We start from the raw sequence: 22,831 nt of genomic DNA, 5'->3' as shown, positions 1-22,831 counted from the left end.
ACGGGACGAGACGATGGATCTGGTGATTCGCAACGGCACCGTGGTCACGGCGGCGGGCACCGCGCGGGCGGACGTCGGCGTCGAGGGCGAGCGCATCGCGCAGGTCGGCGGCCAGATGGAACGCGCCGCCCGCGAGATCGACGCCACGGACATGTACGTGCTGCCCGGCGGCATCGACCCACACGTACACCTCAACCAGGCGGGCATGACCGGACACCGCCGCGCCGACGACCTCTACAGCGGCACCCGCGCGGCCGCGGCGGGCGGCGTCACCACGATCTGCGACTTCGCCTATCAAGAGCGCGGCCAGCCGCTGCGCCCGGCCGTCGAGGCGGCGCTCAAAGCCGGGCGCGAACTGAGCGTGATCGACTTCAGCTTCCACCCAGTGATCTACGACCCCAGCGAGGCGGCGCTGGCGGAGATCCGGGAGCTGGTAGCCGAGGGCTTTCCTAGCTTCAAGTTCTTTACCGTGATCGCCTCGTTCGAGCGGCGTCTGCCGGAGTATCTGCGGGCGCTGGCGTCGGTCGGCGCGGCGGGCGGCCTGGCGATGATCCACTGCGAGGACCGCGCGATCATCGACTACTGCTCCAACCTGCTGATCGAGCAGGGCAAGACGGGCGTCGAAAACTACCCGGCCAGCCGCCCGCGCGAAGCCGAAGTCAGCGCGACGCAGCACGCGCTGCACCTGGCCCGCACGGCGAACGTGCCCGCGTACATCGTGCATGTCTCCTGCGAGGCTGCCGTGGACGCGGCGCGGGCGGCGCGGCGGGACGGGCAGCGCGTGTACGTCGAGACGCGGCCGATCTATCTCTACCTGACCGAGGACGCCTACGCGCAGGCCGACGGCGCCCTCTACGTCGGCCAGCCGCCGCTGCGCGACGACGCGGACGTGGCGGCGATGTGGCGGGCGCTGGCGGCCGGCGATGTCCACGTCGTGGCCACGGACCACGTCGGCTGGAGCAGGGCGATCAAGCAGGATCCGCAGCACACCTTCGCCACGGTGCCCGCGGGCATGTCGAACCTGGAGACGCTGCTGCCGATGCTCTTCAGCCACGGCGTGGTGCAAGGACGCATCAGTTTAGAGCGCTTCGTCAGCCTGATCTCCACCAACCCGGCGCGGTTGATGGGCCTCTATCCGCGCAAAGGCACGATCGCGCCCGGCGCAGACGCCGACCTCGTGGTCTGGGATCCGCAGCGCACGCGCACGATTCGCGCCGAAGAGATGCACTCGGCGCAGGATTTCGAGGTCTACGAAGGCTTCTCCGTCACGGGCTGGCCCCTGCTCACCCTCTCGCGCGGCGAGGTCGTGTTCGACGGTTCGCGGCCGAGCGAGGCGGCCGGGCGCGGGCGGCTGGCGGCGCGCACGGCGTTTGCCGCCCTCTGAGCGCTGTGCTAAAATCGGCAGCGTGGTCGCGCCGCGCGGCCGCGGTTGACACCTTCCGCGATAGCTCAACGGTAGAGCAATCGGCTGTTAACCGATGGGTTCCAGGTTCGAATCCTGGTCGCGGAGCCCGGCCGGCGGCGAGGTTTCCCGCGCCGAGTGACGATGCAGGCGGCGTCCACGGTTGGCCCGTGGACGCCGCTCCGTACGCTGTCTCAAGCGGGCGTTCCCAAGGCGCCTTGCTCACCTGACCCGCAATTCGTCGGCGGCGGGCGCAATCAATGCCGCCCCACTACGATGCGGCGGGACGGCAAAGTCCGCCACCGGCGTGGCCGCGCCGGGCGCCGCCGCCCACCGCTCAGCGCAGGTTCTTCTCGAAGAAGTCAAGCACCTTGCCCCAGCTGTCCATCGCCTGCTGCGGGCGATAGAGCGGGAAGCTGTAGTACCAGATGCCGTGGCCGGCGCCATCATAGCGGTGGAACTCGTAGTTCTTGCCGTGCTGTTTGAGCTCGGCCTCGTGCTGGTCCACCTGTGCCGGCGAGGGCGCCTGATCGTCGTTGCCGAAAATGCCCAGCACCGGACAGTTGAGATCCTTCGTCATCGTCACCGGCGAGACGGGCTGCTTCTCCGTCAGCTCGTCCTGCACCACGCGACCGCCCCACAGGTCCACCACGGCATCGAAGGCGCGCGAGCTGCAGGCCACAACATAGGCGTGACGCCCGCCCGAGCAGCTGCCGATGATCCCGACCTTGCCGTTGCTGCCGGCCTGCGCCTTGAGGTGCTGCATGGCGCCCACGCAGTCGCCTACCACCTGCGCATCCGCCACGCCGCCCGCGCCGCGCACCTTCGCCGCCACGTCGTCGGGCGCGCCGTGGCCCTCGCGGCAGTACAGGTCCGGGGAGATGGCTGAGAAGCCGTGCTGGGCAAAGCGCCGGGTGAACTCGAGATAGAGCTCATCCCAGCCGGGCAGGTGGTGGACCAGCACCACGCCGGGAAACGGACCGGCGCCCGCGGGGCGCGCGGCATAGGCATGGATGCTGTCGCCGTTGTTGCCGCGAATGCTGATGAACTCCGTGGTGATCGTGGGTATGGCGTTGGTCTGGAACTGGTTCCACGGCATCGTGCTTCCTCCCCCGGAATCTCTTCCTGCACAACGGGCAAGGACCACGCCATTGTGTAGCGCGCGATCGCCTCTGCGGCAAGCGGGGCGCCAGCCTTAGCGAAGATCCCAGAGGTCTACGGCGTTGCCGCCCGCGACGGCCTTCGCCTTCTCCTCGCTCGTGGCCGCGAAGATCGCACGCACCGACGCGGCGGAGTAGCCCAGCGTGCTCTCCGGGTGCGGGTAGTCGCTCGCCCACAGCGCCTTGTGCGGCCCGAGCTGATCCAGCAGTTGCAGTCCGACCGGGTCTTCCTGGAAGGTGGCGTAGCAGTTCTGCCACCAGTAGAAGCTCGGCAGCCGCGCCAGCTTCGGCTTCATCTCCGACTCGAAGTCGCGGTAGATGCGGTCGGCGTCGAACAGCGCCGCGGGCACCCAGTGAATGCCGCCTTCGGTGAAGACGACCTTCAGCGCCGGGTGCCGCTCGAGAATGCCGGCGAAGACCATCAGCCCGAACAACCGCCGGAACGGCGCGAACGTCTGCATCTGGAAGATGCCCAGGGCGCCGGCGCCCCTGGTTTGAATGTTTTCGCCGATGTGGAACGAGATCGGATAGCCGCTGCGCTCGATCGCGTCCCACAACGGTTCCATCGCCCGCGCGTTGTAGAAGATGCCCGGCGGCGCCGAAGGGATCTCCATCGCGTGGAAGCCCAGGCCCCGCAGCGCCTGCAGGCTGTCCTCGGCCGCCTCCGGGTTCCACCAGTTGAGAATGCCGACGCCGTAGAGGCGGTCCGGCGCGGCCTTGCAGTACTCGGCCAGCCACTCGTTGTAGGCATCCATGCAGGCGGCGCGCAGCTCGAGATCCTGCAGACTGACGAGCGAGAGCGTGCGCTGCGGGAAGATGATCTCCTTCTCCACCCCCTCCGCGTCCAGGTCCTTGAGCCGTGCGCCTGTATCGGTGATCCCGGCGCGGCCTTCCACCAGCATCGTGTTCAGACCCGGCACGTCGAGGTTGCGACCCTCCGCCTCCAGGTGCGAGAAGCCGTCTTCGTCCCACCAGAGCTTCGGCGCGCGGTCCTGGAAGCGAGCCGGCAGGCGACCACGCCACAGGTCCGACGTTTCCAGCACGTGACTGTCGGCCGAGACGACGACGGTGCCGGCCGGCAGCGGCGCCCCCTGCGGCGGGATCGCGCGATCGCGCGGCCAGGCGATCGTGTCGCCCGCGACCGAGGGATTGCGCCAGGTCCCGGTGGTCGTCATCATCGCCTCCCCGCGCCCGGAACACGCCGAAGCGCATGCGGCTCATCGTCGCTCCAGGCCGGCCCCGGCCGCAACCGTCTGTACAGCAGCATGGCCGCGCGTGCCGCCGGCCGCAAGCGCTCCTTCGCTCGATTGCTGCGCAGCCCTCTCCTTCGTCCTCCCACGATCCCGTGGGGTGGAGACCGTGCGGGCGTCGGGCGTGCGATCGTCCGGCAACGCCCACGGCGCGGAACGCCGCGCCGTGGGCGTTGCCGGAACGCCGTTGCCTGCCGGTCAGTCGCCGGCCACGGCCGCTCGCGGCCGCACGCTCCGGTCCTGCGCGACCAGGTCGAAGCGATCAAGACTCATCACCTTGTTCCACGCCGCCACAAAATCGCGCACGAACTTCTCCTTCGAGTCGTCACACGCATAGAACTCCGCGATGGCTCGAAGCTGGGAGTGCGAACCGAAGACGAGGTCGACGGCGGTGCCGGTCCATTTGAGTCCGCCAGTCGCGCGATCGCGACCCTCGTACACGTTCTCAGCCGAGGCGGACGCCTTCCATTCCGTGCCCATGTCGAGCAGGTTCACGAAGAAATCGTTGGTCAGCGTCTCGGGCCGCCTGGTGAAGACGCCGAGCTGGGATTGCCCGAAGTTGGCGTTCAGGGCACGCATGCCGCCGACCAGGACCGTCATCTCGGGCGCGGTCAGCGTCAACAGGTTGGCCCGGTCGAGCAACAGGGTCTCAGGCGACAGCTTCTCCCCGGCGCGGACGTAGCTGCGGAAGCCGTCGGCTCTCGGTTCGAGCACGGCGAACGACTCGACGTCGGTCTGCTCCTGCGAGGCGTCCGTGCGCCCGGGCGTGAAGGGAACCGGCACGGCGTGCCCGGCGTTCTGCGCCGCCTGCTCGACGGCGGCGCAGCCGCCCAGGACGATCAGGTCGGCGAGCGAGACCCGCTTCCCGCCGCTCTGCGCGCCGTTGAACTCCTGCTGGATCTGTTCCAGTATCTGCAGCGCCCGGGCGAGTTTGGCCGGCTCGTTGACCTCCCAGTCCTTTTGCGGCGCCAGGCGAATCCGCGCCCCGTTCGCCCCGCCGCGCTTGTCGGTGCCGCGGAAGCTTGCCGCCGACGCCCAGGCGGTGGAGACCAGCTGCGAGATGGACAGCCCCGATGCAAGGATCTTGCCCTTGAGGGCGGCGATGTCGCTTTCCCCGATCAGTTCGTGATCAACCTCCGGAACCGGGTCTTGCCACAACTGCGGCTCCGGTACCCACGGGCCAAGGTAACGCGAGACGGGGCCCATGTCGCGGTGCAACAGCTTGTACCACGCCCTGGCGAAGGCGTCTGCCAGTTCCTCCGGGTGCTCGTGGAAGCGCTTCGCGATCGGCGCGTAGATCGGATCCAGCTTCAGCGAGAGGTCGGTGGTCAGCATCATGGGGGCGTGCCGCTTCGAGGGATCGTGCGCGTCGGGCACGGTGCCCTGGGCCGCTGCGTTGGTAGGCGTCCACTGGTTCGCGCCGGCGGGGCTCTTCGTCAGCTTCCAGTCGTAGTTGAGCAGGTTATCCAGGTAGCCGTTGTCCCACTTCGTTGGCTCGTTGGTCCAGGCGCCCTCCAGGCCGCTGGTGATCGTGTCGTCGCCCTTGCCGCTGCCGAAGCCGTTCTTCCAGCCGAGGCCCTGCGCCTCAAGTGGGGCAGCCTCTGGTTCCGGACCGACGTACTTGATCGCGTCGGCGGCGCCGTGCGTCTTGCCGAACGTATGTCCGCCGGCGATCAGCGCGAACGTCTCCTCGTCGTTCATCGCCATGCGGCGGAACGTCTCGCGGATGTCCTTTGCTGCGGCCAGCGGATCCGGGTTGCCGTTCGGCCCCTCCGGGTTCACGTAGATCAGGCCCATCTGCACGGCGGCGAAGGGATTGGCGAGTTCCCGGTCGCCGCTGTAGCGCTCGTCTCCCAGCCAGGTGTCCTCGGACCCCCAGTAGATCTCGTCGGGCTCCCAGATGTCCTCGCGCCCGAAGCCGAAGCCGAACGTCTTGAGTCCCATCGATTCGATGGCACAGTTGCCGGCGAAGATGATCAGATCGGCCCAGGATATCCTGCGGCCGTACTTCTGTTTGATCGGCCAGAGCAGGCGGCGCGCCTTGTCGAGGCTCGCGTTGTCTGGCCAACTGTTGAGCGGGGCGAAGCGCTGCGCGCCGGTGCCGCCGCCGCCCCGACCGTCGGCGATACGGTACGTGCCGGCGGCGTGCCACGACATGCGGATGAAGAGCGGCCCGTAGTGGCCGTAGTCGGCCGGCCACCAGTCCTGCGAGGTCGTCATCAGCGCGAAAATGTCCTGCTTCAGCGCCTCGACGTCGAGGCGCTGGAACTCCTCTCGATAGTTGAAGTCCGCGCCCAGCGGATTGGGCTGGGGCGCGTGCTGGCGGAGAACCGAGAGGTCGAGTTGATTCGGCCACCAGTCTCGGTTCGACCTGGGCCGGGTCTGCTTGGGAGTCGGGGCGGGGATTGCCGGGTTCTCGCTGTCACTGCCGCGCTCAGACACGTCGATCCTTCTCCTCTTGTGGCTGCTTCCTGGTGCTGGCTCGTTGCGCTTGACCCTGGTTCGTCTGGATGCAGGGTGGTGTCGCCTGGCCGGTGTCACACGCTGCGTGTCCGCTTTCACTCGCCGGACGAGACGGAAGCCGCCGCGGCACACTCGGGACAAAGTCCCCAAAAGGTGACTTCCGCTTCGTCGATCAGATAGCCGTTCGTCTCCGACGGTGCCAGACAGGGCGCCGGCATCGCCGCGCAATCCACGTCGGTCGTCGCCGCGCACAGCCGGCAAACGATGTGGTGGTGGTTGTCACCCACGCGCAGCTCGTACAGGCCGGGACCGCCCGCGGGTTCAATCCGGCGCACCAACCCGGCCGCCAGCAGCGACGCCAGCACGTTGTACACCGTCTGGGCCGAGATGCTGCCCGTACGCGCGCGCACGGCCGCGGCGATGCGGTCCGCGTCGGTATGCGATGGACCCTCGGTGAGCGTCCTGAGGATCTCCAGTCGCGGGGTCGTGATGCGAAGCCCTGCGGCACGCAGGCGCTGGACCGCGTCGTCGTTTTCGCTGGGCATACCTGCACTATCGGCCGTCATTTGGAACCTGTCAAGAATTGGCCGGTGGCGGCGTCTCACGCTATCACACCCCACTGGACCGGCCGGCCGCGGGCAGCGTGGCCCCGTCCGCCCATCATCGTCGGCAGCGAACCGTGGCTGGCCTTCTGCTACGCTGCCAGGAGAACCGCGTGGAGCGAACGACATGACCAGCACGCAAACCCAACGCACACAGGCGGACTATCTGCGCCTCGCCCACGAGCTGTTGCCCGGCGGCGCGGTCAGCACCGAGGCGTTGCCCGACGGCACCGCCTTCGTGGTCGAGCGTGCGCAGGGCGCGCACCTCTGGGACGTGGATGGGCGCGAGTACATCGACTACGTGATCGGCTCCGGACCGATGCTGCTGGGTCACGCGCATCCGGAGGTCGTGGCCGCGGTGCAGGCCCAGGTGGCGCGGGGCACGACCTACTTCACCCTGAACCGCCAGGTGCTGGAGCTGGCCGAGCTGCTGGTGAGCGCCATTCCCTGCGCCGAGCAGGTGCGTTTCGTCGGCTCCGGCACCGAGGCGACGTTCCACGCCCTGCGCATCGCCCGCGCCGCCACCGGGCGGGAGAAGATCCTCAAGTTCGAGGGCGGCTATCACGGCAACCACGACTACGGCATGATGGGCGGCACCCCCGCCGAGCCGCCGCCCTGGCCCGCGGCGCTGCCCGACAGCGCGGGCATCCCCAGGGCCGTGCAGGAGACGGTGCTGATCGCGCCGTTCAACGATGCGGAGACGGCCACCGGCATCATCGCCGACCACGGCGGCGAGCTTGCGGCCGTGATCGTCGAACCATTCCAGCGGGCGATTCCACCCGCGCCCGGCTTCCTGGCGGCGCTGCGCGAGACCTGCCGCCGCCACGGCATCGTGCTGATCTTCGATGAGGTCGTCACCGGTTTCCGCTTCGCCTGGGGCGGGGCACAGGAGCGCTACGGTGTCGTGCCCGACCTCGCGACCTACGGCAAGGTGATCGCGGGCGGCTATGCGGGCGGCGCCATCGCCGGGCGGCGCGACCTGCTGGGCTTCGCCGACCCGGCGCGCAGGAGCGCCGGCGCGGCGATGACGGGCACGCTCAGCGGCAACCCCGTCTCCGCCGCCGCCGGACTGGCCACGCTGCGCGTACTGGAGCGGGAGCGCGCCACGATCTATCCGCGTCTCTACGCCTACGGCGAGCGGCTGGCGCAGGGCATGACCGCGGCCTTCGGCAGGCGCGGCATCGCCGTGCAGGCGCCGGGCGAGGGGCCGATCTTCCAGATCTTCGCGCAGGCCACGCCGATCCGTGACTACCGCGACACGCTCGAGGCGAACGGGGCCGTGTGGAGCGCCTTCTGCCGGGCGATGACCCGCCGCGGCGTCTTCCTGAACGGCGGCAAGGTCTACTGCTCCGCCGCGCACGGCGACGACGACCTGGCCGCGACGCTGGTCGCCACCGAACACGCATTGGACGAGGTCGCCTCGTAGGCTTGCAGCGGCCGGCTTCGCGGCAGCGTGCACGGCGGGCCGGCGACGGTCGGTTCTCAGGCCTGCGGCAAGCGGTAGACGCGCTGCGCCGTGTCATGGAACATGGCGGCGCGCTCGGACGGCGAAAAGCCCCTACTCAGCTTCTTGAACTGGTTCCAGAGCACGGTGTACGAGCAGGAGAGCTTGTCCACGGGAAAGTTGCTTTCAAACATGCAGCGCCGCGGCCCGAACTGCTCGATCGCGTAGAGATACCAGTCGCGGTTGGCGGCCAGCAGCTCGTCCGAGGTTGGCGGGCGCTCGCGTTCGTGCCAGTCGAAGCCGTTCACCGCCATCTGCAGCCCGCCGACCTTGAGCACCACGTTCGGACAGGCGGCAACGGCGGTGAGATCCTGCTTCCACTGCGCGAAGACCTCACCGCGTTTGCCGGCGTAGGGGCCGACGCCGATCGGGCCGCCGAGGTGGTTGAGGATGATCGCCGTATCGGGGAACGCCTTCGCCAGGCCGGCAAGCTCCGGCAGTTGTGGATGGTAGAGCCAGGCTTCGAAGCTCAAACCATACGTCCGCAGATAGGCGAAGCCGCGGCGGAAGTCGGCGTCCAGCAGCAGGTGCGCCGGCGTCGTTGCCGGCTGGTTGGGCAGCACGCCCGGCTCGGCCCAGGCCGCGCGGTGTCGAATGCCGCGGAAGCGCTGCGGGCTGGCCGCGATCTGCGCTTCGAGCACCCGCGCCGCGCGGTCGCCCAGCCGCAGATCGGCGCTGCCCACGATGCCGGCGGCGGCGCGCAGTTCGCCGAAGCCGCCGCTGGCGCTCTGCGCCGCGATGCCCTGCACCCACTCCGTCTCGCCCACCACGCGGAACTCCTCGGGGCCGGCGGCGCGGTACATGGACGTGCATTCGACGAAGACCGTCTGCCGCACGTTCTGCCCCGCCAGGTCGGCAAGCAGATCGTCGAGCACGTAGCGGTTGTTCGGGCGGTGCCAGAGGTGGTGGTGCGGGTCGATGATCGGCAGCTCCGGCTCAAGCGGCTCTTCCCGCGTGCGATCGATCCAGGGTTCGGCGGTCGTCATGGCTGTCCGTTCCTCGGGTACGGGTGCGCCGTGCGGCCGGCGCTCGGGAATTGCTCGGCCCACGCCTTGATCAGGTGGTGAGCGATGGCGATGCGGCCGGGCACGCCGAAATCGACGCTCTCCGGCGCCGCCAACGCCTGGCGGATCTCCTCGCGGGAGAACCAGCGGACGCCGGCCAGCTCTTCCTCGTCCACGGTCACGGCTTCGTCACTCACGTGGGCGAAGCAGCCGATCATCAGCGACATGGGGAACGGCCACGGCTGCGAGGCGTGGTACTCCACCTGGTCGACATGGAGACCGACCTCCTCGTAGACCTCGCGTGCCACCGCCTCTTCAATCGTCTCGCCGTGGTCCATGAAGCCGGCCAGCGCCGAGTACCGCTTCCCGCCCCAGCCGCGGCCGCTGCCCAGCAGGCAACGGTCGCCGCGCCAGACCACCATGATCACGACGGCGTGCGGGCCGGGAAAATGCTCGGCGCCGCAGGCTGTGCACCTGCGCATGGCGCCGCCGGCGGCCACGGCCGTGGGCGAGCCGCAACTGCCGCAGAAGCGGTTGCGCGTGTGCCACTCCAGCAACGAGCGGGCCTGCGCCAAAATGCCCGCCTCCTCCGCCGGCAGCGTGCCCCCGGCCTGGCGGGCGTCGGTGAAGGCCGCGCCCTCGATGCACAGCTCCGCGATCGGATCGGCCAGCGCGGAGAGATCGACGGCGAAGTGCGCCACGCCGTCGCGCAGCCCCAGCAGCAGCGGGACCGTGCCGTCCCCGAGCCGGCCGCAGACGCCGCTGTCGAGCCAGTGCAACGCCGCCTGTGCATCGATCCCGGCGGTGCTGGTGAGCACGTTCAGTCGCCAGAACGGCAGATAGCGGCCCCCGGCGGCGCCGAACTGCGCGGCGAGCCAGGCCTCGTCGCGGCGCTGGTTGGCGGCGCGGTCCAGCGGGTTGCCCGCGAAGGGAATGATCTCGCCCATGGCGTGGTTTCTCCGGCGGCGCGGGTGTTCCCGCTGCGTCCTGCTCGACAATAGCCACCGCTCGCTCCGGACTCAACCGGGCGGCGCCATGCTACGACCGGCCGTCGGCTCGCCGGCCCCGCCGTATACGCCCGCAAGCGGCCGGTAGGCGACGTCATAACCGAAGCCTCGCGGACCGACCACCGCCAGCGCCCGCTCGGTGCGCAACAGCGGCGGCGCGGGAATGCCGAGCACGGCGACGCGCAGGCCGTAGCGCACGATCTCGGTCGTCACCGGCTCGGCCGTCAGCTCGTCCACCAGGCAGATCAGGTCCGGCGCCGTGGCCGCGATCTCGCCGTCGCGCCAGGCGATCAGGTTTTCGTTCTGGAAGGCGATGCGCATGGCGCTGCCGCGACACTCGCCGGAGCCTTCCAGCAGCAGTTCGCCACGGGCAAAACCGGACACCAGCCGCCGCTGCACGTCCGTGACCTTGCCGCGGAAGATCTCCTGTCCGCCGGTCGCCGTGCAGGCGGCGGCCACCGCGTTCTCGTGCAGGCGGCGCGCCTCGCGCACCGCCGCGCCCACACGCTGCGCCAGCGAGAGCGTGCCCGGAATCGCCATGCGCCGCATTTCGGCGCCCGACATCGGCGCGAAGGCGAAGCTGGCGGCGCCGCCCATCGCCACGGTGGCGGCGCGGGCGATGCGCTCCAGGCTCTTTGCGTCCGGCAAATCGTCAAAGACGAGCGTGCTGTGCCGGTAGTCGGCGATCGCGGCGGGCGAGGGCGGCGCACCCTCGATGAAGAACGTCGTCTGCTGCAGCTCGGGGAAGGCGCGGCCCATGCCGTCCGCATCGACCGCGGGCAGACCCGATTGCGCGCTGACGACGAGCGGGATCGTGCTGTTGCTGCCGCCTACTTCGCCCGGCACGATATGCGTCACCGTGCGGCCAAGCCGCTGCTCCAGCCGGCGCAGCGCCGTCAGCGCCTCGTCGCCGCGGATGATGCGCTCGATGCCGATCACCGGCGCGCCCATGCCGCCGACCGAGACGCCGAGCGCGTCGGCGGGCAGGTCGTCGAGCGAGACGACGGTCATGCGGCCGCCCTCGCGCAGGTGGCGGCGGGCGAGCAGCTTGCCGCGGTACGGATTGCCGCCGCCGCCGGTGCCGAGAATGCCGGCGCCGATGGCGATGCTCTCCAGGTCGTCTTCCGTGACGCTCCAGTTCACGGCGCCGCCTCGCGCGGCTGGCCGGCCAGCTCGCCCACGACCTTGACGCGCACGCGCACCGCCGTGCTCGGCAGATACGAGAGCGGCACCTCGTCCACCTCCACCAGGTCGAGCGTGCCCGGATCGGCGCCGGCCGCCACGGCCCGCGCCTCCGCCTCGTGCCGCGCTTCGGCCAGGATCTCACTCCGCCCTCGACCATCCACGATGAAGACGTGGTCGATCTCGCCGCTCACCTGTGCCAGCGCCGCGCCCACGGCGTTCGCCACCTGGTCGTGCGGCGGGCGCAGCACCGACGCTGCGCCGGCAAGATCCTCCGGCACGAGAAAGCTGCCGCCGCCCACGGCGATCACCGGAACCGGGTCGGCGCTGGTGCGCACGCGGTCGAGTGCCGTCTCCAACCGCTCGCGGATCAGGTCGAGGGCGCGTCGCACCAGGGCCGGATCAAGGTCGCGCACCCGCTCCGCATCGCCGATCTCGGCCAGGCCGGCGGCCACGCCGATGTCCGTCGCCGTCAGCGTGCCGCCGCCGAAGACGCGGCCGCGCGCTGCAAGCTCGTAGCCCACGCTCAGCGGCCCGACCGCACGTCCCCCGTCGTCCACGATACTGCCGCCGCCCAGGGCGAGCGAAAGCACATCGGGCATGCGGAAGTTGGTGCGCACGCCGCCGACCGCGACCTCGAAGCCGGCCTCGCGCGGAAAGCCGGCGCTGAGCATGCCGAAGTCGGCGCTGGTGCCGCCCAGGTCGATCACCACGCCGTCGCGCACGCCGGAGAGCAGGGCCGCGCCGCGCATCGAGTTGGTCGGGCCGGAGGCGAAGGTGAGCACGGGGTAGCGCATGGCATGCGCCGCGATCATCAACGTGCCGTCGTTCTGGCTCAGATAGAGCGGGCAGGCGAGGCCGGCCGCGTGTACGGTCGCCTCGAGCTGGCCGATCACGTTGGCGGCCACGGGCGCAAGACAGGCATTGAGCAGCGCCGCGTTCTCCCGTTCCAGCAGGCCGATGCGGCCGATCTCGTGCGAGAGCGTGACGCTCAGCCCAGGCGCCCACCGCCGCAGCAGCTCCGCCGCCCGCTCTTCCTGCGCTGCGTCGACCGGCGAGAAGACGCCGCAGATCGCGACGTCTTGCACGCCCTTTGCCAGCAGCTCGTCGAGCGCCGCGCGCAGCTCGGCCTCGTTCAGAGGCGAGATCTCACGGCCGTCGAACTCAAAGCCGCCGGCGAGCAGCCGATACTCCGCGCCGATCGCGGCGCAGAGGTCTCCGGGCCAGTCGATAAAGGGCGGCAGCGACTGACCCGCCGGCAGGCAGAGCCGCAGCGCCGCCGTGCGTGCGAGGCCGCGGCGCTGCACGACGGCGTTGGTGAAGTGCGTGGTGCCGACCATGACGGCAGCGATGCGCGCCGGCTCGATCTCGGTCTCGCCCAGCACTTCGGCGAGCGCGGCGGCGACGCCGGACGTGACATCCGGCGTGGTGGGCTGCTTCGCCCAGGCAAGCACGTCGCTGCCCTCGAGCACAACGGCGTCGGTGTTGGTGCCGCCCACGTCGATGCCGATGCGGAGGCCGGTCATGCAACGTCTCCGACGCCGGCAGTGCGCGTGGGCATCCGCTTGGTGCGGGCGAACGCCGCGCCGCAGGCGGCGGCTAAGCAGGCTTTGGCCAGTAGCGGGCCGCGTTGCCGCCGAGCATCGCCTCGCGCTGGGCGTCGCTCAGGAAGGGTAACGCCCGCTCGCCCAGCCGCGCCATCTCGGCGTAGCTGCCTTCCTGCGAGACCGGGTAGTTCGAGCCCCAGAGCAGCCGCTCGGCGCCGTAGGCGTCCGCCAGCCGCCGCCAGCGAGCCTGCCCGGCATCGCCCAGCGCCGCCAGCGGCGCGAAGTTCACGGTCGAGACCTTGAGCTGCACGTTGGGCAGCGCCGCCAGCGCGATCAGCTCATCCACGATCGCATCGGTCTGGCCCGCGCCCGTGCCGCCCGCATGATCCAGCAGCACGGGCACGCGCGGGAAGCGGGTGGCCATCGCGCGCGCCGCCGGCCAGTGCTCGGGCGAGGTCAGCACACAGATGGGAATGCCCAGCTCGCCGGCCCGCTCCCAGACCGGGTAGGCCCGCGGATCGTCGAGCCGGCTGCCCTCCTGGCTCGTGGTGAGGCGCAGGCCCTGCATGCCGCGTTCGCGCACCCAGTGACTCAGCCGCTCGGCGCCGTCGGCGGCCACCGGGTCGACCGTGCAGACACTGCCGAAGCGCTCCGGGTGTGCGGCGGCGCTGTCGGCGTGGTAGCGGTTATCGAAGCCGTAGGCGGAGAAGGGCTGCACGATCACGGCGCGATCCACGCCCGCGCCGGCGGTCGTCTCGATCATCTGCTCGGCCGAGACGGGGTACTGCGTCTGCCAGGAACCGAGGCCGCTCATGCGGAAGCCGCCCGCCGGCGCGAAGGGGTAGCGGGCCTGGTCGGGCGCCACGATGTGGACGTGCGTGTCGATGATCATGCCGGCCTCGCTTAGAGCTTCGCGGCCACCAGGCAGTCGGAGACGTACTCAAACCAGGTTATCGCCTCGGGGTTGCTGAACTGCCGCCGCTCCAGCACGAAATCCGGCTGGCCGCCCCCCGCCTGCTTCATCGCCACGCCGAGCTGCGGGAAGACGCGGCGGTTGTTGCCTGCGAACGGGCCGGTGGAGAGAAAGTCCGGCTGGCGTTGCAGCAGGCCGCGAAACGCTGCCACGCTCTTCTCCACCGATTCGAGGTTGCGGTCGTGCAGATAGGCCTCGCGCGCGGCCGTGATCAGGCCGCGCAGCTCTTCGTCCTGCACCTGGCTCGGTCTCGCCACGACGCGCTCCTCGGCGGGCGCTGGGCTCAGGTTGGTGGGTGGGGGCTACGCCCTACGCCCTACGCCCTCTATTCCCTGTTCCCTCAGATCGTGGAGTTGTTGAGGAACGTCACGCCGTCGAGCTGTTGCTCGCGCCAGGGCCGCTGGATCTTCTCGTGACGCTCCTGAAACTCGGGCATCACCTCTTTGGCGAACAGCTCGATCGAGGCCATGATCTCATCGTGCTTGCGGTCGCCGCACTGCGCCACGAAGATCATCGCGTCCAGATGGGCGGCCTCATACTTCTTCAGGTTCTCGCGGATGAACCTGGGCGAGCCGATGAAGCCTCCGCGCTGGCCGGCGCGGTAGAGCGCCCGCTGGCCCTCGTCCTCCGGCTCCTGGTCGCGCGCGGCCGCTTTGGCCTGGTCCTTCTCGCGCCGCGCGTCGATGAACTCGCGGTAGAGATGGTCGTGGCCGGGGTTGCGCGGCGGGTTGGGCGGCGTGCCGCGCCCCAGCGAGAAGCTGAAGAACTGGGCGCCGGCAAGGCCCTGGGCCACGGCCTGCTCGTCCGTCGGGGCGCACATCATCGTCGCCACGGTCGAGACGGCAGGGTTGATCGCTGCGCCGATCGGCCGGCACTCCTCGCGCACCAGCTCCCAGTAGCGCTCGATGCGCTCGTCGGCCTCTTCGGGCGTCTCGAAGCCGAAGCCGAGCGAGCCCATGCCCAGCCGCGCGGCCAGCATCACCGTCTCGCGGCGCGAGGCTGCGACCCAGACCGGCGGATGCGGCTTCTGCAGCGACTTGGGAATCACGTTGCGCACGGGCATGCGCAGGAACGGGCCGTCGTGCCCGGCGTAAGGCTCGGCGGTCAGCATGCGCAGGCACTCGCGCGTCGATTCCTCCCACATCTGCTTCTTGAGGCCGCGCTCGGTGTTGAAGCCGCCCAGCTCCATGTCCGAGGCGCCTTCGCCCGTGCCGAACTCGACGCGGCCGTTAGAGACGAGGTCGAGCGTGGCCACGCGCTCGGCCGTGCGGGCGGGGTGGTTGTGGCCCGGCGGCATGTGCACGATGCCGTGACCGAGGCGGATCCGTTTGGTGCGCTGGCTGGCGGCGGCCAGCACCACCTCCGGCGCGGAGGAGTGTGAATACTCTTCGAGGAAGTGGTGCTCGACCTCGAACACGTAGTCGAAGCCGAGCTGGTCGGCCAGCTCAACCTGCTCCAGCATCTCGTGGATGATGCGGCGCTCGTCGTCCGGGTTCCAGGTGTCGCCGTCGTAGGGCTTGGGCAGTTGCAGCTCGTAGAACAGGCCGAACTTCATGGTCGTTTGTTCGTTTCAATCCTCACCCGGCGGCGAGGCCGGATGCTCCGTTCGCGTGCCGTGTGCCGCGGCGCTCCCGCAGATCCGGTTGTAGGTGCGGCCGGGGCAGCGTGTCAAGCGCGACGATGGCAGCGGGCGCGGGCGCAGTCCCTGCCTCGTCGCCTGTCACGTCCTGTTCCCTGTTCCCTCAGTTGACAGCGTGCAGCGAACATGCCAGCATTGGCCCGTTTCCCCCGCGGACCGCATCAGCAGCAAGGAACGCAACCGCAACCATGCAGCTCACCGGCGCCTACACCTTCAAGGCTCCGCGCGATACCGTCTGGCAGGCGATGCTGGACCCGGAGAACATCCGCCGCTGCATGCCGGGCTGCGAGGAGTTCAAGGAGATCGCGGAGGACCAGTACGAAGCGGTGATGAAGGCTGGTATCGGCGCGATCAAGGGCACCTTCCAGGGCAAGATCCAGCTTTCCGAACGCCAGCCGCCTACGAGCTACCGCATGGGTGTGGAAGGCGGGGGCAAGCCGGGCCGCGTCAAGGGCAGCGGCGTGCTCACGCTCAGCGACCAGGGCGGCAGCACGCTCGTCTCGTATGACGGCGACGCGCAGGTGGCCGGGCTGATCGCGAGCGTCGGCCAGCGCCTGCTGGGCATCACCGCGCGCAAGATGATCGAGCAGTTCTTCAAGGCGATGGAGAAACAGATTCCGGCGACGCGCACGTAACCGGCGCGGGCGGCCACGGGCGGCGAGCCCGAGGAGGCGGATTGATGGCTGGGGCGCATGTCTCGATCACGATCAACGGCAAGACGTACGAGCGCGAGGTTGAGCCGCGGCTGCTGCTCGTGCATTTCCTGCGCGACGAGCTGGGGCTGACGGGCACGCACATCGGCTGCGACACCAGCCAGTGCGGCGCCTGCACGATCCTGCTGGACGGCATCGCGGTGAAGTCCTGCACGATGTTCGCCGTGCAGGTGAGCGGTCGCTCGCTCACCACCGTCGAGGGGCTGGCGCAGGGCGGGCAGCTCCATCCCGTACAGGAAGGCTTCTGGGAAGAACACGGGCTGCAATGCGGCTACTGTACGCCAGGCATGATCATGTCCTCGGTGGGCCTGCTCAATGCGAACCCGTCGCCCAGCGAGCAGGAGATCCGCCACGCGATCCACGGCAACCTCTGCCGCTGCACCGGCTACCAGCACATCGTCAACGCCGTGCAGTACGCGTCCAAGAAGATGGCGGAAGTCGCGAAGCAGCCGATCGGCGCGGATTAGCGCGGCCGCGACCGGCCCAAACCGCCTGCCCCACCCATTCTCAGATGGGCACGTCCGCGCCCATGTCAGAACAGGAGGGAGAACCCGTGATTCCGAGCGCCTTCGAGTACCACAGCCCCACCAGCGTCGAGGACGCGATCGGCCTGCTCGGCCAGTTCGGCGACGATGCGAAGCTGCTCGCGGGCGGCCACAGTCTGATCCCCCTGATGAAGCTGCGCCTGGCCGCGCCCGAGCACCTGATCGACCTGGGCCGCGTCCAGGGTCTCAGCTACATCCGCGACGAGGGCGGCACGATCGCGATCGGCGCCATGACCACGCACAGCGCCGTCTCCTCCTCGGAGCTGCTGCGCAGCCGTCTCGCGGTGCTGGCCGAGTCCGCCGCCAGCATCGGTGACGTGCAGGTGCGCAACCGCGGCACGATCGGCGGCAGCCTCGCCCACGCCGACCCCGGCGCCGACCTGCCGGGCGTGATGCTGGCGCTCAACGCTGACCTGGCGGCGCGCGGCGCCGGCGGCACGCGCACGATCGCCGCCCCCGAGTTCTTCACCGGCCTGCTCTCCACGGCGCTGGAGCCGAACGAAGTCTTGACCGAGATCCGCATCCCCACCCTGCCGGCGAACAGCGGCTCGATCTATCTGAAGTTCGCCAACCAGGCCTCCGGCTACGCGATTGTCGGTATAGCAGCGATCGTGACGTTGAGCGGCGGCAACGTGTCGGATGTTCGAGTCGGTGTGAGCGGTGTCGGCGAAACCGCTTCCCGCGCGACGGGCACGGAGCAGGCGTTGCGCGGGCAGCCGGCTACCGCCGAGGCCGTCAAGCGCGCGGCGCAGCGGGCGGCCGACGGTATCGAGCCGCTGGGCGACATTCACGCCTCCGCCGAGTACCGCTCGCATCTCGTGCGCGTCTTCGCCGAGCGAGCGCTGAACGCCGCCATCGCCCGGGCGCAGGGCCGCGGCTGAAGGACGCAACGGACACGCCGCGGGCACAGGCATTCCGTCGGCGAGCGAGCCAGCGCCCGCGGGGTGTGTCTCAAGGCCAACGCCGGCACGGCGCCAGCCGCTCGCCGTATCGGGCAAATTCCATCGCTATACGACTCCAAAGATCGGCACGGCCGCGCACACCCCTTGACCTATCCGGGCAGCCCCACTACCGTGCTGCTACGTTTTTGTGCACAGGCATAGGCGACGCTTCGCGGCGCCGCCGGGCCGGCAGCAAACAGGGCAACATCGAGTCGTTGCAGATCTTTCGGTCAAGGGACGACGGATGGGTGAGGGTCTGGAGATCTCCGACCTGTCGATCCGCTTCGGCGGCATCGTCGCGCTGGATGGGGTGACGCTGGCGGTGCAGCCGCGCCAGATCGCCGCGCTGATCGGACCCAACGGCGCCGGCAAGTCCACGGTGTTCAACTGCATCAGCCGGCTCTACACGCCCGATCGCGGCAGCATCCGCTTCAACGACGAAGATCTGCTGAAGCTGCCGGCGGACCGCATCATCACCCACCGTATCGCGCGCACGTTCCAGAACCTGGAACTGTTCAAGACGATGAGCGTGCGCGACAACCTGATGGTCGGCCAGAACTCGCGCGTCCACGCCGACATGGCGCAGGTCGGCATGCTCACCGGCGCCGCCGTGCTCGGCGGCGGCGTGATCGCCGTGGCGGGCGGCGGCAGCGTCAGCACCACGCTCACCGCCGCCGTGGCGAGCGGTCTCACCGCCGGCGGCTTCTCCCTCGCCGGCGGCATTCGCCTGCCCTACCAGGCCCGACAAGACGCGCGCCAGCGCGCCCGGGCCGACGAGGTCATGGGCTTTCTCGACCTGCGGCGCTACGCCGACGAGGTGGTGGGGAGCTTGCCCTACGGCGTGCAAAAGCGTGTGGACATCGCGCGGGCGCTCTCGTCCGAACCGCGCCTGCTGCTGATGGACGAACCGGCCGCCGGCCTCTCGCACAGCGACATGGGCACGCTGGCGGCGCTGATTCGTCGCATCCGCGACGAGTTCGATGTGGCGGTGCTGCTGGTCGAGCATCACATGCAGCTCGTGATGGGCATCTCGGACTACATCTACGTGCTCGACTTCGGCCGCAAGATCGCGGAGGGCGCGCCCGAGGAAGTGCAGCGCAACCCGGCGGTGATCGAGGCGTACCTGGGGGAGGCCGTGCCCAATGCTCCGGGTCACTGATATCCGCACGCAGTACGGCCCGGTGGTGGCGCTCGACGGCGTCTCGGTCTTCGTACCGGACGGGCAGATCATCACTGTGCTCGGCGCCAACGGCGCCGGCAAATCGACGTTGTTGCGCTCGATCTCGGGCCTGATTCACCCCAGCTCCGGCCGCATCGAGTACGACGACCGCCGCATCGACGAGGCGAAGCCCGAGCAGATCGTCAAACTGGGCATCTCCCAGGTGCCCGAGGGCCGCCAGATCTTCACCCAGCTCAACGTGCTCGAAAACCTCAAGCTCGGGGCCTATACGCGCCGCGATCGCGACGGCGTGCGCCGCGACATCGACCGGGTCTGCCAGTATTTCCCCGTGCTGGGACAGCGCCGCTCGCAGGTGGCGGGCACGCTCTCCGGCGGCGAACAGCAGATGCTGGCGATCGCCCGCGCCCTGATGGCGCGGCCGAAGCTGCTGTTGCTCGACGAGCCGTCGCTGGGGCTGGCGCCGCTGATCGTGCGCGAGATCTTTCAGATCATCCAGGCGATCAGCCGCGAGGGCCACCTGACGGTGATGGTCGTCGAGCAGGACGCGCAGGCGGCGTTGGCGATCGCCGACTACGCCTACGTGCTGGAAACCGGCCGCGTGGCGCTGGCCGACGAGGCGGCGCACCTGCAGGAGAACGACGAAGTGCGGCGCTCGTACCTCGGCTACTGAGGCACGCGGCGCGACGAGCAGTGGGTACGGAGGCGGCATGGTACGCGCACGCGGCTCCCTCAATGCGGACCAGGTGCTGCGCTGGCTGACGCAGGCGCTGCTCATCGTCTCGCCGCTGATCGTGCTCTACCTGGTGCTGGCGGCGATGAAGTGGATCTTCAACGGCGACGTGACCTTCGATCGCCAGTACATCGTGCAGGGCATCGGCCAGGGCTCCGTGTACGGGGCGCTGGCGCTCGCCCTGGTGCTGATTTACCGCTCGACCGACGTGATCAACTTTGCCCAGGGCGAGATGGCGATGTTCTGCACCTTTATCTCGTGGGCGTTGATTACACAGGCGCACTGGGGCTGGTATGCCGCGCTGATCGGGACGCTGGTGTTCTCGGCCCTTTTCGGGGCGATCATTCAACGCGTGGTGATCACGCCGATCGAGAACGCGCCGCTGCTCACGATCGTGATCGTAACCCTGGGCCTGTTCCAGGTGGTGAACTCCTTTGCGATCTTCATCTGGCAGGCGCAGCCGAAGTCGATCGTCGCCCCCTACGCCAAGGTGGGCGCCAAGTCGGTCTCGGTCTTCGGCGCGTCGGTGGGTCGCACCTACGTCGGGGCGCTGGCGATCACGCTGATCGTAATGGGCCTGGTCTACGTCTTCTTCAACTACACCAAGCTGGGCCTCGCCAGCCGCGCCTCGGCGCAGAATCCCGTCGCCTCGCGGCTCTGCGGCGTGCCGGTCGGCATCATGCTCACGATCGGCTGGGCGCTGGCGGCGATGGTCGGCGCCACCGCGGGCGTCGTGGCCGCGCCGATCTCGGGGCTGGACCCGACCTTCATGCAGGGGCTGCTGCTCTACGCCTTCGCCGCGGCGGTGCTCGGCGGTTTGGACAGCCCCGTCGGCGCCGTTCTCGGCGGCTTTCTGATCGGCATCATCCAGAACGTGGTGGGCGGCTCCGCCCTGCTGAAGGACATCAAGGACCCGGTCGCCTTTATCGTCATCCTGATTGTGCTGATGGTGCGCCCGACCGGGCTGCTGGGCAGCAAGACGGTGAAGAAGGTGTAGCGCGGTGAACGACGTACGGGACGCTATGCCCACTTCGGGCATCGCCGGGCTGATCATGTCCCGACGAGGCCGCAGCACGCTGATCGGCGTGATCGCGGGCCTGGTGGGCCTGCTCTTCGTCTATCTCTTCTTCAAGCAGCAGCCCCGGCCGCTGCAGACGGGCATGGTCCTGGGGCTGATCTACTTCGTCGCGGTGATCTTGGTAGCGCCGCGCCGTTACTTCCGGCTGCTCGCTCTGCTGGGCACGGCGGTCTTCTTTCTCGTCGTGCCCATGTTCATGCCCAAGTTCGGCAACGACATCCTGACCGACTACGGCGTCTACATCCTTGCTGCCATCAGCCTGAACATGCTGATCGGCATGACGGGCGAGATCTCGCTGGGCCACGGCGCCTTGCTGGCGATCGCCGCCTACACCGTCGGCATCATGGTCTCGCAGCACCAGGTTTCCTTCTATGAATCGGCCCTGGTGGGTGCGCTCCTCGCCGCCGCGGTCGGCTTCTTGCTCGGCGTGCCGGCGGTGCGACTGGCCGGCCCTTACCTGGCGATCGCCACCCTCGCGCTGGCGCTCGCCCTGCCGCCGTTGGGCAAGTGGAGCAAGATCGACAAGTGGACGCTCGGATCGCAGGGCATCCAGCTACGCACGAAGCTGATGCCGCAGGTGCCCGGTCCGCTGCAACACCTGCCGCACCGCGCGCTCAGCAGCGACGAGTTCCGCTTCTTCCTCACCGCGGTGATGGTCGTGCTGGTCGGCGTGCTGGTCTGGAACTTCCGCCGCAGCCGTACGGGCCGGGCGCTGATCGCCGTGCGCGACAGCGAGCCCGCCGCACAGGTAGTCGGCCTGAACCTGGCGCAGCACAAGGTCATCGGCTTCATGTTCAGCGCCTTCATCGCCGGCATCAGCGGCGCTTTCCTCGCCTACCAGCTTTCCAGCGTGCACCCGGACACGTTCGGGCTGAATCTCTCGATCGTGATTTTGGCGATGATCGTGATCGGCGGCCTCGACTCGATCCTGGGCAGCATCATCGGCGCCGTCGCCCTGCGCTGGCTCACCCTGAACACGTCCACACTGCCCGCCCCGACCGACGTGCCGCTCTTCGGCAGCCACTTGCCCGCGCAGTTCAAGACCTTCCCCACCTATGCGGCCGGCGTCTACTTCGGCCTGGCCCTGATCCTGATCATGATTTTCCTACCGGCCGGCATCGCCGGCGCCTACTACCGCTTCATGCGATCGCCCTACCGCGAGCGGCTGTTCGGCAGGCGTGGCAGGGCCGCCCCCGCCGCCGTGGACGAGCTGCCTGCGGCCGGTGACAGCGGCGGCGCGGCGCCCGCTACACCCACCGCCAGGGACGTTCCCCGCGAGGCGACGCGTGGCTAATCGCGGCCCGCCGGCGTTTGACGCTCCGGCTGGTGCCCTCATACCATAGAAAGGGTCCGCCGCCGCCGCGGCGGGCTAGCCCGTGGTGGGTGTAGCTTAGCGGTCAAAGCGCCAGGTTGTGGCCCTGGAGATCGAGGGTTCGATCCCCTCCATCCACCCCCGTTCACCTTCGCCTTTCATGCTTGGTGGCCGTTCGCCACGACGCCCTCACCGCTTCCGCGCTCTTCTTCCGGCGCGTCGCCCTAGCACGTATGCGGTATAGTTGCCGGCTTGCCCGAGGGCGATGATCGTCCTTGCGGGCGGGCAAGGTTATGCCCGCATCGCGCGTCTATGAGGAGAGCGATCATGCCGGACAAGGATGAGTTGAAGGGCAAAGCCAGGGAAGCCGCGGGCGCCGCGCAGGAGAAATTCGGTCAGGCCACCAACGACCCTGAGCAGGAAGCCGAAGGCAACGAGCGCAAGAACGAAGGGAAATTCGAGAACGCCTGGGGCAAGGCCAAGAACGCGGCCGGCGAAGCGGCCGACGCGCTGCGGGACCGGGCGAAGCCGTAGCCAGCGGCGGATTCGGGAACGGTGCAGGGGCGGCCACGGGCCGTCCCTCGCGTTGTCCTGCGGCG

Annotated in this window: 21 protein-coding genes and 2 tRNA genes; 12 read left to right on the top strand and 11 right to left on the bottom strand. The window is 69.3% G+C overall.

Going from position 1 to position 22,831, the window contains the following annotated elements:
• Positions 1-13: 13 nt before the first annotated feature.
• A complete protein-coding gene (gene hydA / locus VKV26_01410) occupies positions 14-1,384 on the top strand; it encodes a dihydropyrimidinase (GenBank protein ID HLZ68542.1) in 1,371 nt (456 codons plus the stop codon).
• Positions 1,385-1,438: 54 nt separating this feature from the next.
• Positions 1,439-1,510: transfer RNA gene (locus tag VKV26_01405), tRNA-Asn, on the top strand.
• 229 nt (positions 1,511-1,739) lie between these two features.
• Here VKV26_01405 and VKV26_01400 read toward each other — a convergent pair.
• From VKV26_01400 to VKV26_01385, 4 genes are all read right to left on the bottom strand, one after another.
• Positions 1,740-2,501, bottom strand: a complete 762-nt coding sequence (locus tag VKV26_01400) for a dienelactone hydrolase family protein (GenBank protein ID HLZ68541.1) — start codon at positions 2,499-2,501, stop codon at positions 1,740-1,742.
• Between the two features lie 96 nt (positions 2,502-2,597).
• The gene (locus VKV26_01395; protein HLZ68540.1) at positions 2,598-3,737 is read right to left on the bottom strand and encodes an amidohydrolase family protein; all 1,140 of its coding nucleotides are present in this window, start codon (positions 3,735-3,737) and stop codon (positions 2,598-2,600) included.
• A gap of 273 nt (positions 3,738-4,010) precedes the next feature.
• Entirely contained in the window at positions 4,011-6,260 is a 2,250-nt protein-coding gene (katG, locus tag VKV26_01390) for a catalase/peroxidase HPI (protein ID HLZ68539.1), read from the bottom strand.
• A gap of 110 nt (positions 6,261-6,370) precedes the next feature.
• A complete protein-coding gene (locus VKV26_01385) occupies positions 6,371-6,820 on the bottom strand; it encodes a Fur family transcriptional regulator (protein HLZ68538.1) in 450 nt (149 codons plus the stop codon).
• Between the two features lie 184 nt (positions 6,821-7,004).
• Between VKV26_01385 and VKV26_01380 the strand changes: the two genes are divergently transcribed.
• Positions 7,005-8,303, top strand: a complete 1,299-nt coding sequence (locus VKV26_01380; GenBank protein ID HLZ68537.1) for an aspartate aminotransferase family protein — start codon at positions 7,005-7,007, stop codon at positions 8,301-8,303.
• 56 nt (positions 8,304-8,359) lie between these two features.
• Here the strand turns inward: VKV26_01380 and VKV26_01375 are convergent, their stop codons facing one another.
• The 7 genes from VKV26_01375 to VKV26_01345 all read right to left on the bottom strand — a co-directional run bounded on the left by VKV26_01375 (position 8,360) and on the right by VKV26_01345 (position 15,649).
• Positions 8,360-9,367, bottom strand: a complete 1,008-nt coding sequence (locus VKV26_01375; GenBank protein HLZ68536.1) for an amidohydrolase family protein — start codon at positions 9,365-9,367, stop codon at positions 8,360-8,362.
• Positions 9,364-10,332: an NAD(+) diphosphatase gene (gene nudC, locus VKV26_01370; GenBank protein ID HLZ68535.1), complete on the bottom strand. Its 969-nt coding sequence runs from the start codon at positions 10,330-10,332 to the stop codon at positions 9,364-9,366. The genes VKV26_01375 and nudC overlap by 4 nt, the downstream gene beginning before the upstream one ends.
• Positions 10,333-10,404: 72 nt before the next feature.
• On the bottom strand, positions 10,405-11,535 hold the full coding sequence (locus VKV26_01365) for a DUF917 domain-containing protein (protein HLZ68534.1): 1,131 nt from the start codon (positions 11,533-11,535) through the stop codon (positions 10,405-10,407).
• Positions 11,532-13,100: a hydantoinase/oxoprolinase family protein gene (locus tag VKV26_01360; GenBank protein ID HLZ68533.1), complete on the bottom strand. Its 1,569-nt coding sequence runs from the start codon at positions 13,098-13,100 to the stop codon at positions 11,532-11,534. Before VKV26_01360 ends, VKV26_01365 begins: the two co-directional genes overlap by 4 nt.
• Positions 13,101-13,173: 73 nt before the next feature.
• Entirely contained in the window at positions 13,174-14,013 is an 840-nt protein-coding gene (locus VKV26_01355; protein ID HLZ68532.1) for an amidohydrolase family protein, read from the bottom strand.
• Between the two features lie 11 nt (positions 14,014-14,024).
• A complete protein-coding gene (locus tag VKV26_01350; GenBank protein ID HLZ68531.1) occupies positions 14,025-14,351 on the bottom strand; it encodes a hypothetical protein in 327 nt (108 codons plus the stop codon).
• An 83-nt stretch (positions 14,352-14,434) separates the two neighbouring features.
• A complete protein-coding gene (locus VKV26_01345) occupies positions 14,435-15,649 on the bottom strand; it encodes an LLM class flavin-dependent oxidoreductase (protein HLZ68530.1) in 1,215 nt (404 codons plus the stop codon).
• A 272-nt stretch (positions 15,650-15,921) separates the two neighbouring features.
• Here VKV26_01345 and VKV26_01340 point away from each other — a divergent pair, with 272 nt between their 5' ends.
• The 9 genes from VKV26_01340 (at position 15,922) to VKV26_01300 (ending at position 22,766) form a co-directional block, all read left to right on the top strand.
• Positions 15,922-16,368 (top strand): carbon monoxide dehydrogenase subunit G, encoded by a 447-nt coding sequence (locus tag VKV26_01340; GenBank protein HLZ68529.1) that lies wholly within the window; start codon positions 15,922-15,924, stop codon positions 16,366-16,368.
• A 44-nt stretch (positions 16,369-16,412) separates the two neighbouring features.
• Positions 16,413-16,913 carry a (2Fe-2S)-binding protein gene (locus VKV26_01335; GenBank protein HLZ68528.1) on the top strand — a complete coding sequence of 167 codons (501 nt, stop codon included), beginning with the start codon at positions 16,413-16,415 and terminating at the stop codon, positions 16,911-16,913.
• Positions 16,914-16,999: 86 nt separating this feature from the next.
• The gene (locus VKV26_01330) at positions 17,000-17,872 is read left to right on the top strand and encodes a xanthine dehydrogenase family protein subunit M (protein HLZ68527.1); all 873 of its coding nucleotides are present in this window, start codon (positions 17,000-17,002) and stop codon (positions 17,870-17,872) included.
• Between the two features lie 304 nt (positions 17,873-18,176).
• Entirely contained in the window at positions 18,177-19,091 is a 915-nt protein-coding gene (locus VKV26_01325; GenBank protein ID HLZ68526.1) for an ABC transporter ATP-binding protein, read from the top strand.
• Complete coding sequence (locus tag VKV26_01320) at positions 19,075-19,782, top strand: ABC transporter ATP-binding protein (protein HLZ68525.1); 708 nt, start codon at positions 19,075-19,077, stop codon at positions 19,780-19,782. Before VKV26_01325 ends, VKV26_01320 begins: the two co-directional genes overlap by 17 nt.
• 37 nt (positions 19,783-19,819) lie before the next feature.
• Entirely contained in the window at positions 19,820-20,839 is a 1,020-nt protein-coding gene (locus VKV26_01315) for a branched-chain amino acid ABC transporter permease (GenBank protein HLZ68524.1), read from the top strand.
• 4 nt (positions 20,840-20,843) lie between these two features.
• Entirely contained in the window at positions 20,844-22,214 is a 1,371-nt protein-coding gene (locus VKV26_01310) for a branched-chain amino acid ABC transporter permease (GenBank protein ID HLZ68523.1), read from the top strand.
• Between the two features lie 85 nt (positions 22,215-22,299).
• Positions 22,300-22,372, top strand: a tRNA-His gene (locus tag VKV26_01305).
• 187 nt (positions 22,373-22,559) lie between these two features.
• Positions 22,560-22,766 (top strand): CsbD family protein, encoded by a 207-nt coding sequence (locus VKV26_01300; protein ID HLZ68522.1) that lies wholly within the window; start codon positions 22,560-22,562, stop codon positions 22,764-22,766.
• The last annotated feature ends 65 nt before the right edge of the window (positions 22,767-22,831 follow it).

The sequence above is a fragment of the Dehalococcoidia bacterium genome (assembly GCA_035310145.1).
Classification (GTDB): Bacteria; Chloroflexota; Dehalococcoidia; order CAUJGQ01; family CAUJGQ01; genus CALFMN01.
Note: the sequence above shows the minus strand (reverse complement) of the source record. Positions and strands in the feature narration are given on the sequence as shown.

Bases quoted from the DNA above. Each gene is read 5' to 3' on its own strand.
- hydA (HLZ68542.1), top strand. From the start codon at position 14: ATGGATCTGGTGATTCGCAACGGCACCGTGGTCACGGCGGCGGGCACC.
- VKV26_01400 (HLZ68541.1), bottom strand. From the start codon at position 2,501: ATGCCGTGGAACCAGTTCCAGACCAACGCCATACCCACGATCACCACG.
- VKV26_01395 (HLZ68540.1), bottom strand. From the start codon at position 3,737: ATGACGACCACCGGGACCTGGCGCAATCCCTCGGTCGCGGGCGACACG.
- VKV26_01385 (HLZ68538.1), bottom strand. From the start codon at position 6,820: ATGCCCAGCGAAAACGACGACGCGGTCCAGCGCCTGCGTGCCGCAGGG.
- VKV26_01380 (HLZ68537.1), top strand. From the start codon at position 7,005: ATGACCAGCACGCAAACCCAACGCACACAGGCGGACTATCTGCGCCTC.
- VKV26_01375 (HLZ68536.1), bottom strand. From the start codon at position 9,367: ATGACGACCGCCGAACCCTGGATCGATCGCACGCGGGAAGAGCCGCTT.
- nudC (HLZ68535.1), bottom strand. From the start codon at position 10,332: ATGGGCGAGATCATTCCCTTCGCGGGCAACCCGCTGGACCGCGCCGCC.
- VKV26_01360 (HLZ68533.1), bottom strand. From the start codon at position 13,100: ATGACCGGCCTCCGCATCGGCATCGACGTGGGCGGCACCAACACCGAC.
- VKV26_01355 (HLZ68532.1), bottom strand. From the start codon at position 14,013: ATGATCATCGACACGCACGTCCACATCGTGGCGCCCGACCAGGCCCGC.
- VKV26_01345 (HLZ68530.1), bottom strand. From the start codon at position 15,649: ATGAAGTTCGGCCTGTTCTACGAGCTGCAACTGCCCAAGCCCTACGAC.
- VKV26_01340 (HLZ68529.1), top strand. From the start codon at position 15,922: ATGCAGCTCACCGGCGCCTACACCTTCAAGGCTCCGCGCGATACCGTC.
- VKV26_01335 (HLZ68528.1), top strand. From the start codon at position 16,413: ATGGCTGGGGCGCATGTCTCGATCACGATCAACGGCAAGACGTACGAG.
- VKV26_01325 (HLZ68526.1), top strand. From the start codon at position 18,177: ATGGGTGAGGGTCTGGAGATCTCCGACCTGTCGATCCGCTTCGGCGGC.
- VKV26_01320 (HLZ68525.1), top strand. From the start codon at position 19,075: ATGCTCCGGGTCACTGATATCCGCACGCAGTACGGCCCGGTGGTGGCG.
- VKV26_01315 (HLZ68524.1), top strand. From the start codon at position 19,820: ATGGTACGCGCACGCGGCTCCCTCAATGCGGACCAGGTGCTGCGCTGG.
- VKV26_01300 (HLZ68522.1), top strand. From the start codon at position 22,560: ATGCCGGACAAGGATGAGTTGAAGGGCAAAGCCAGGGAAGCCGCGGGC.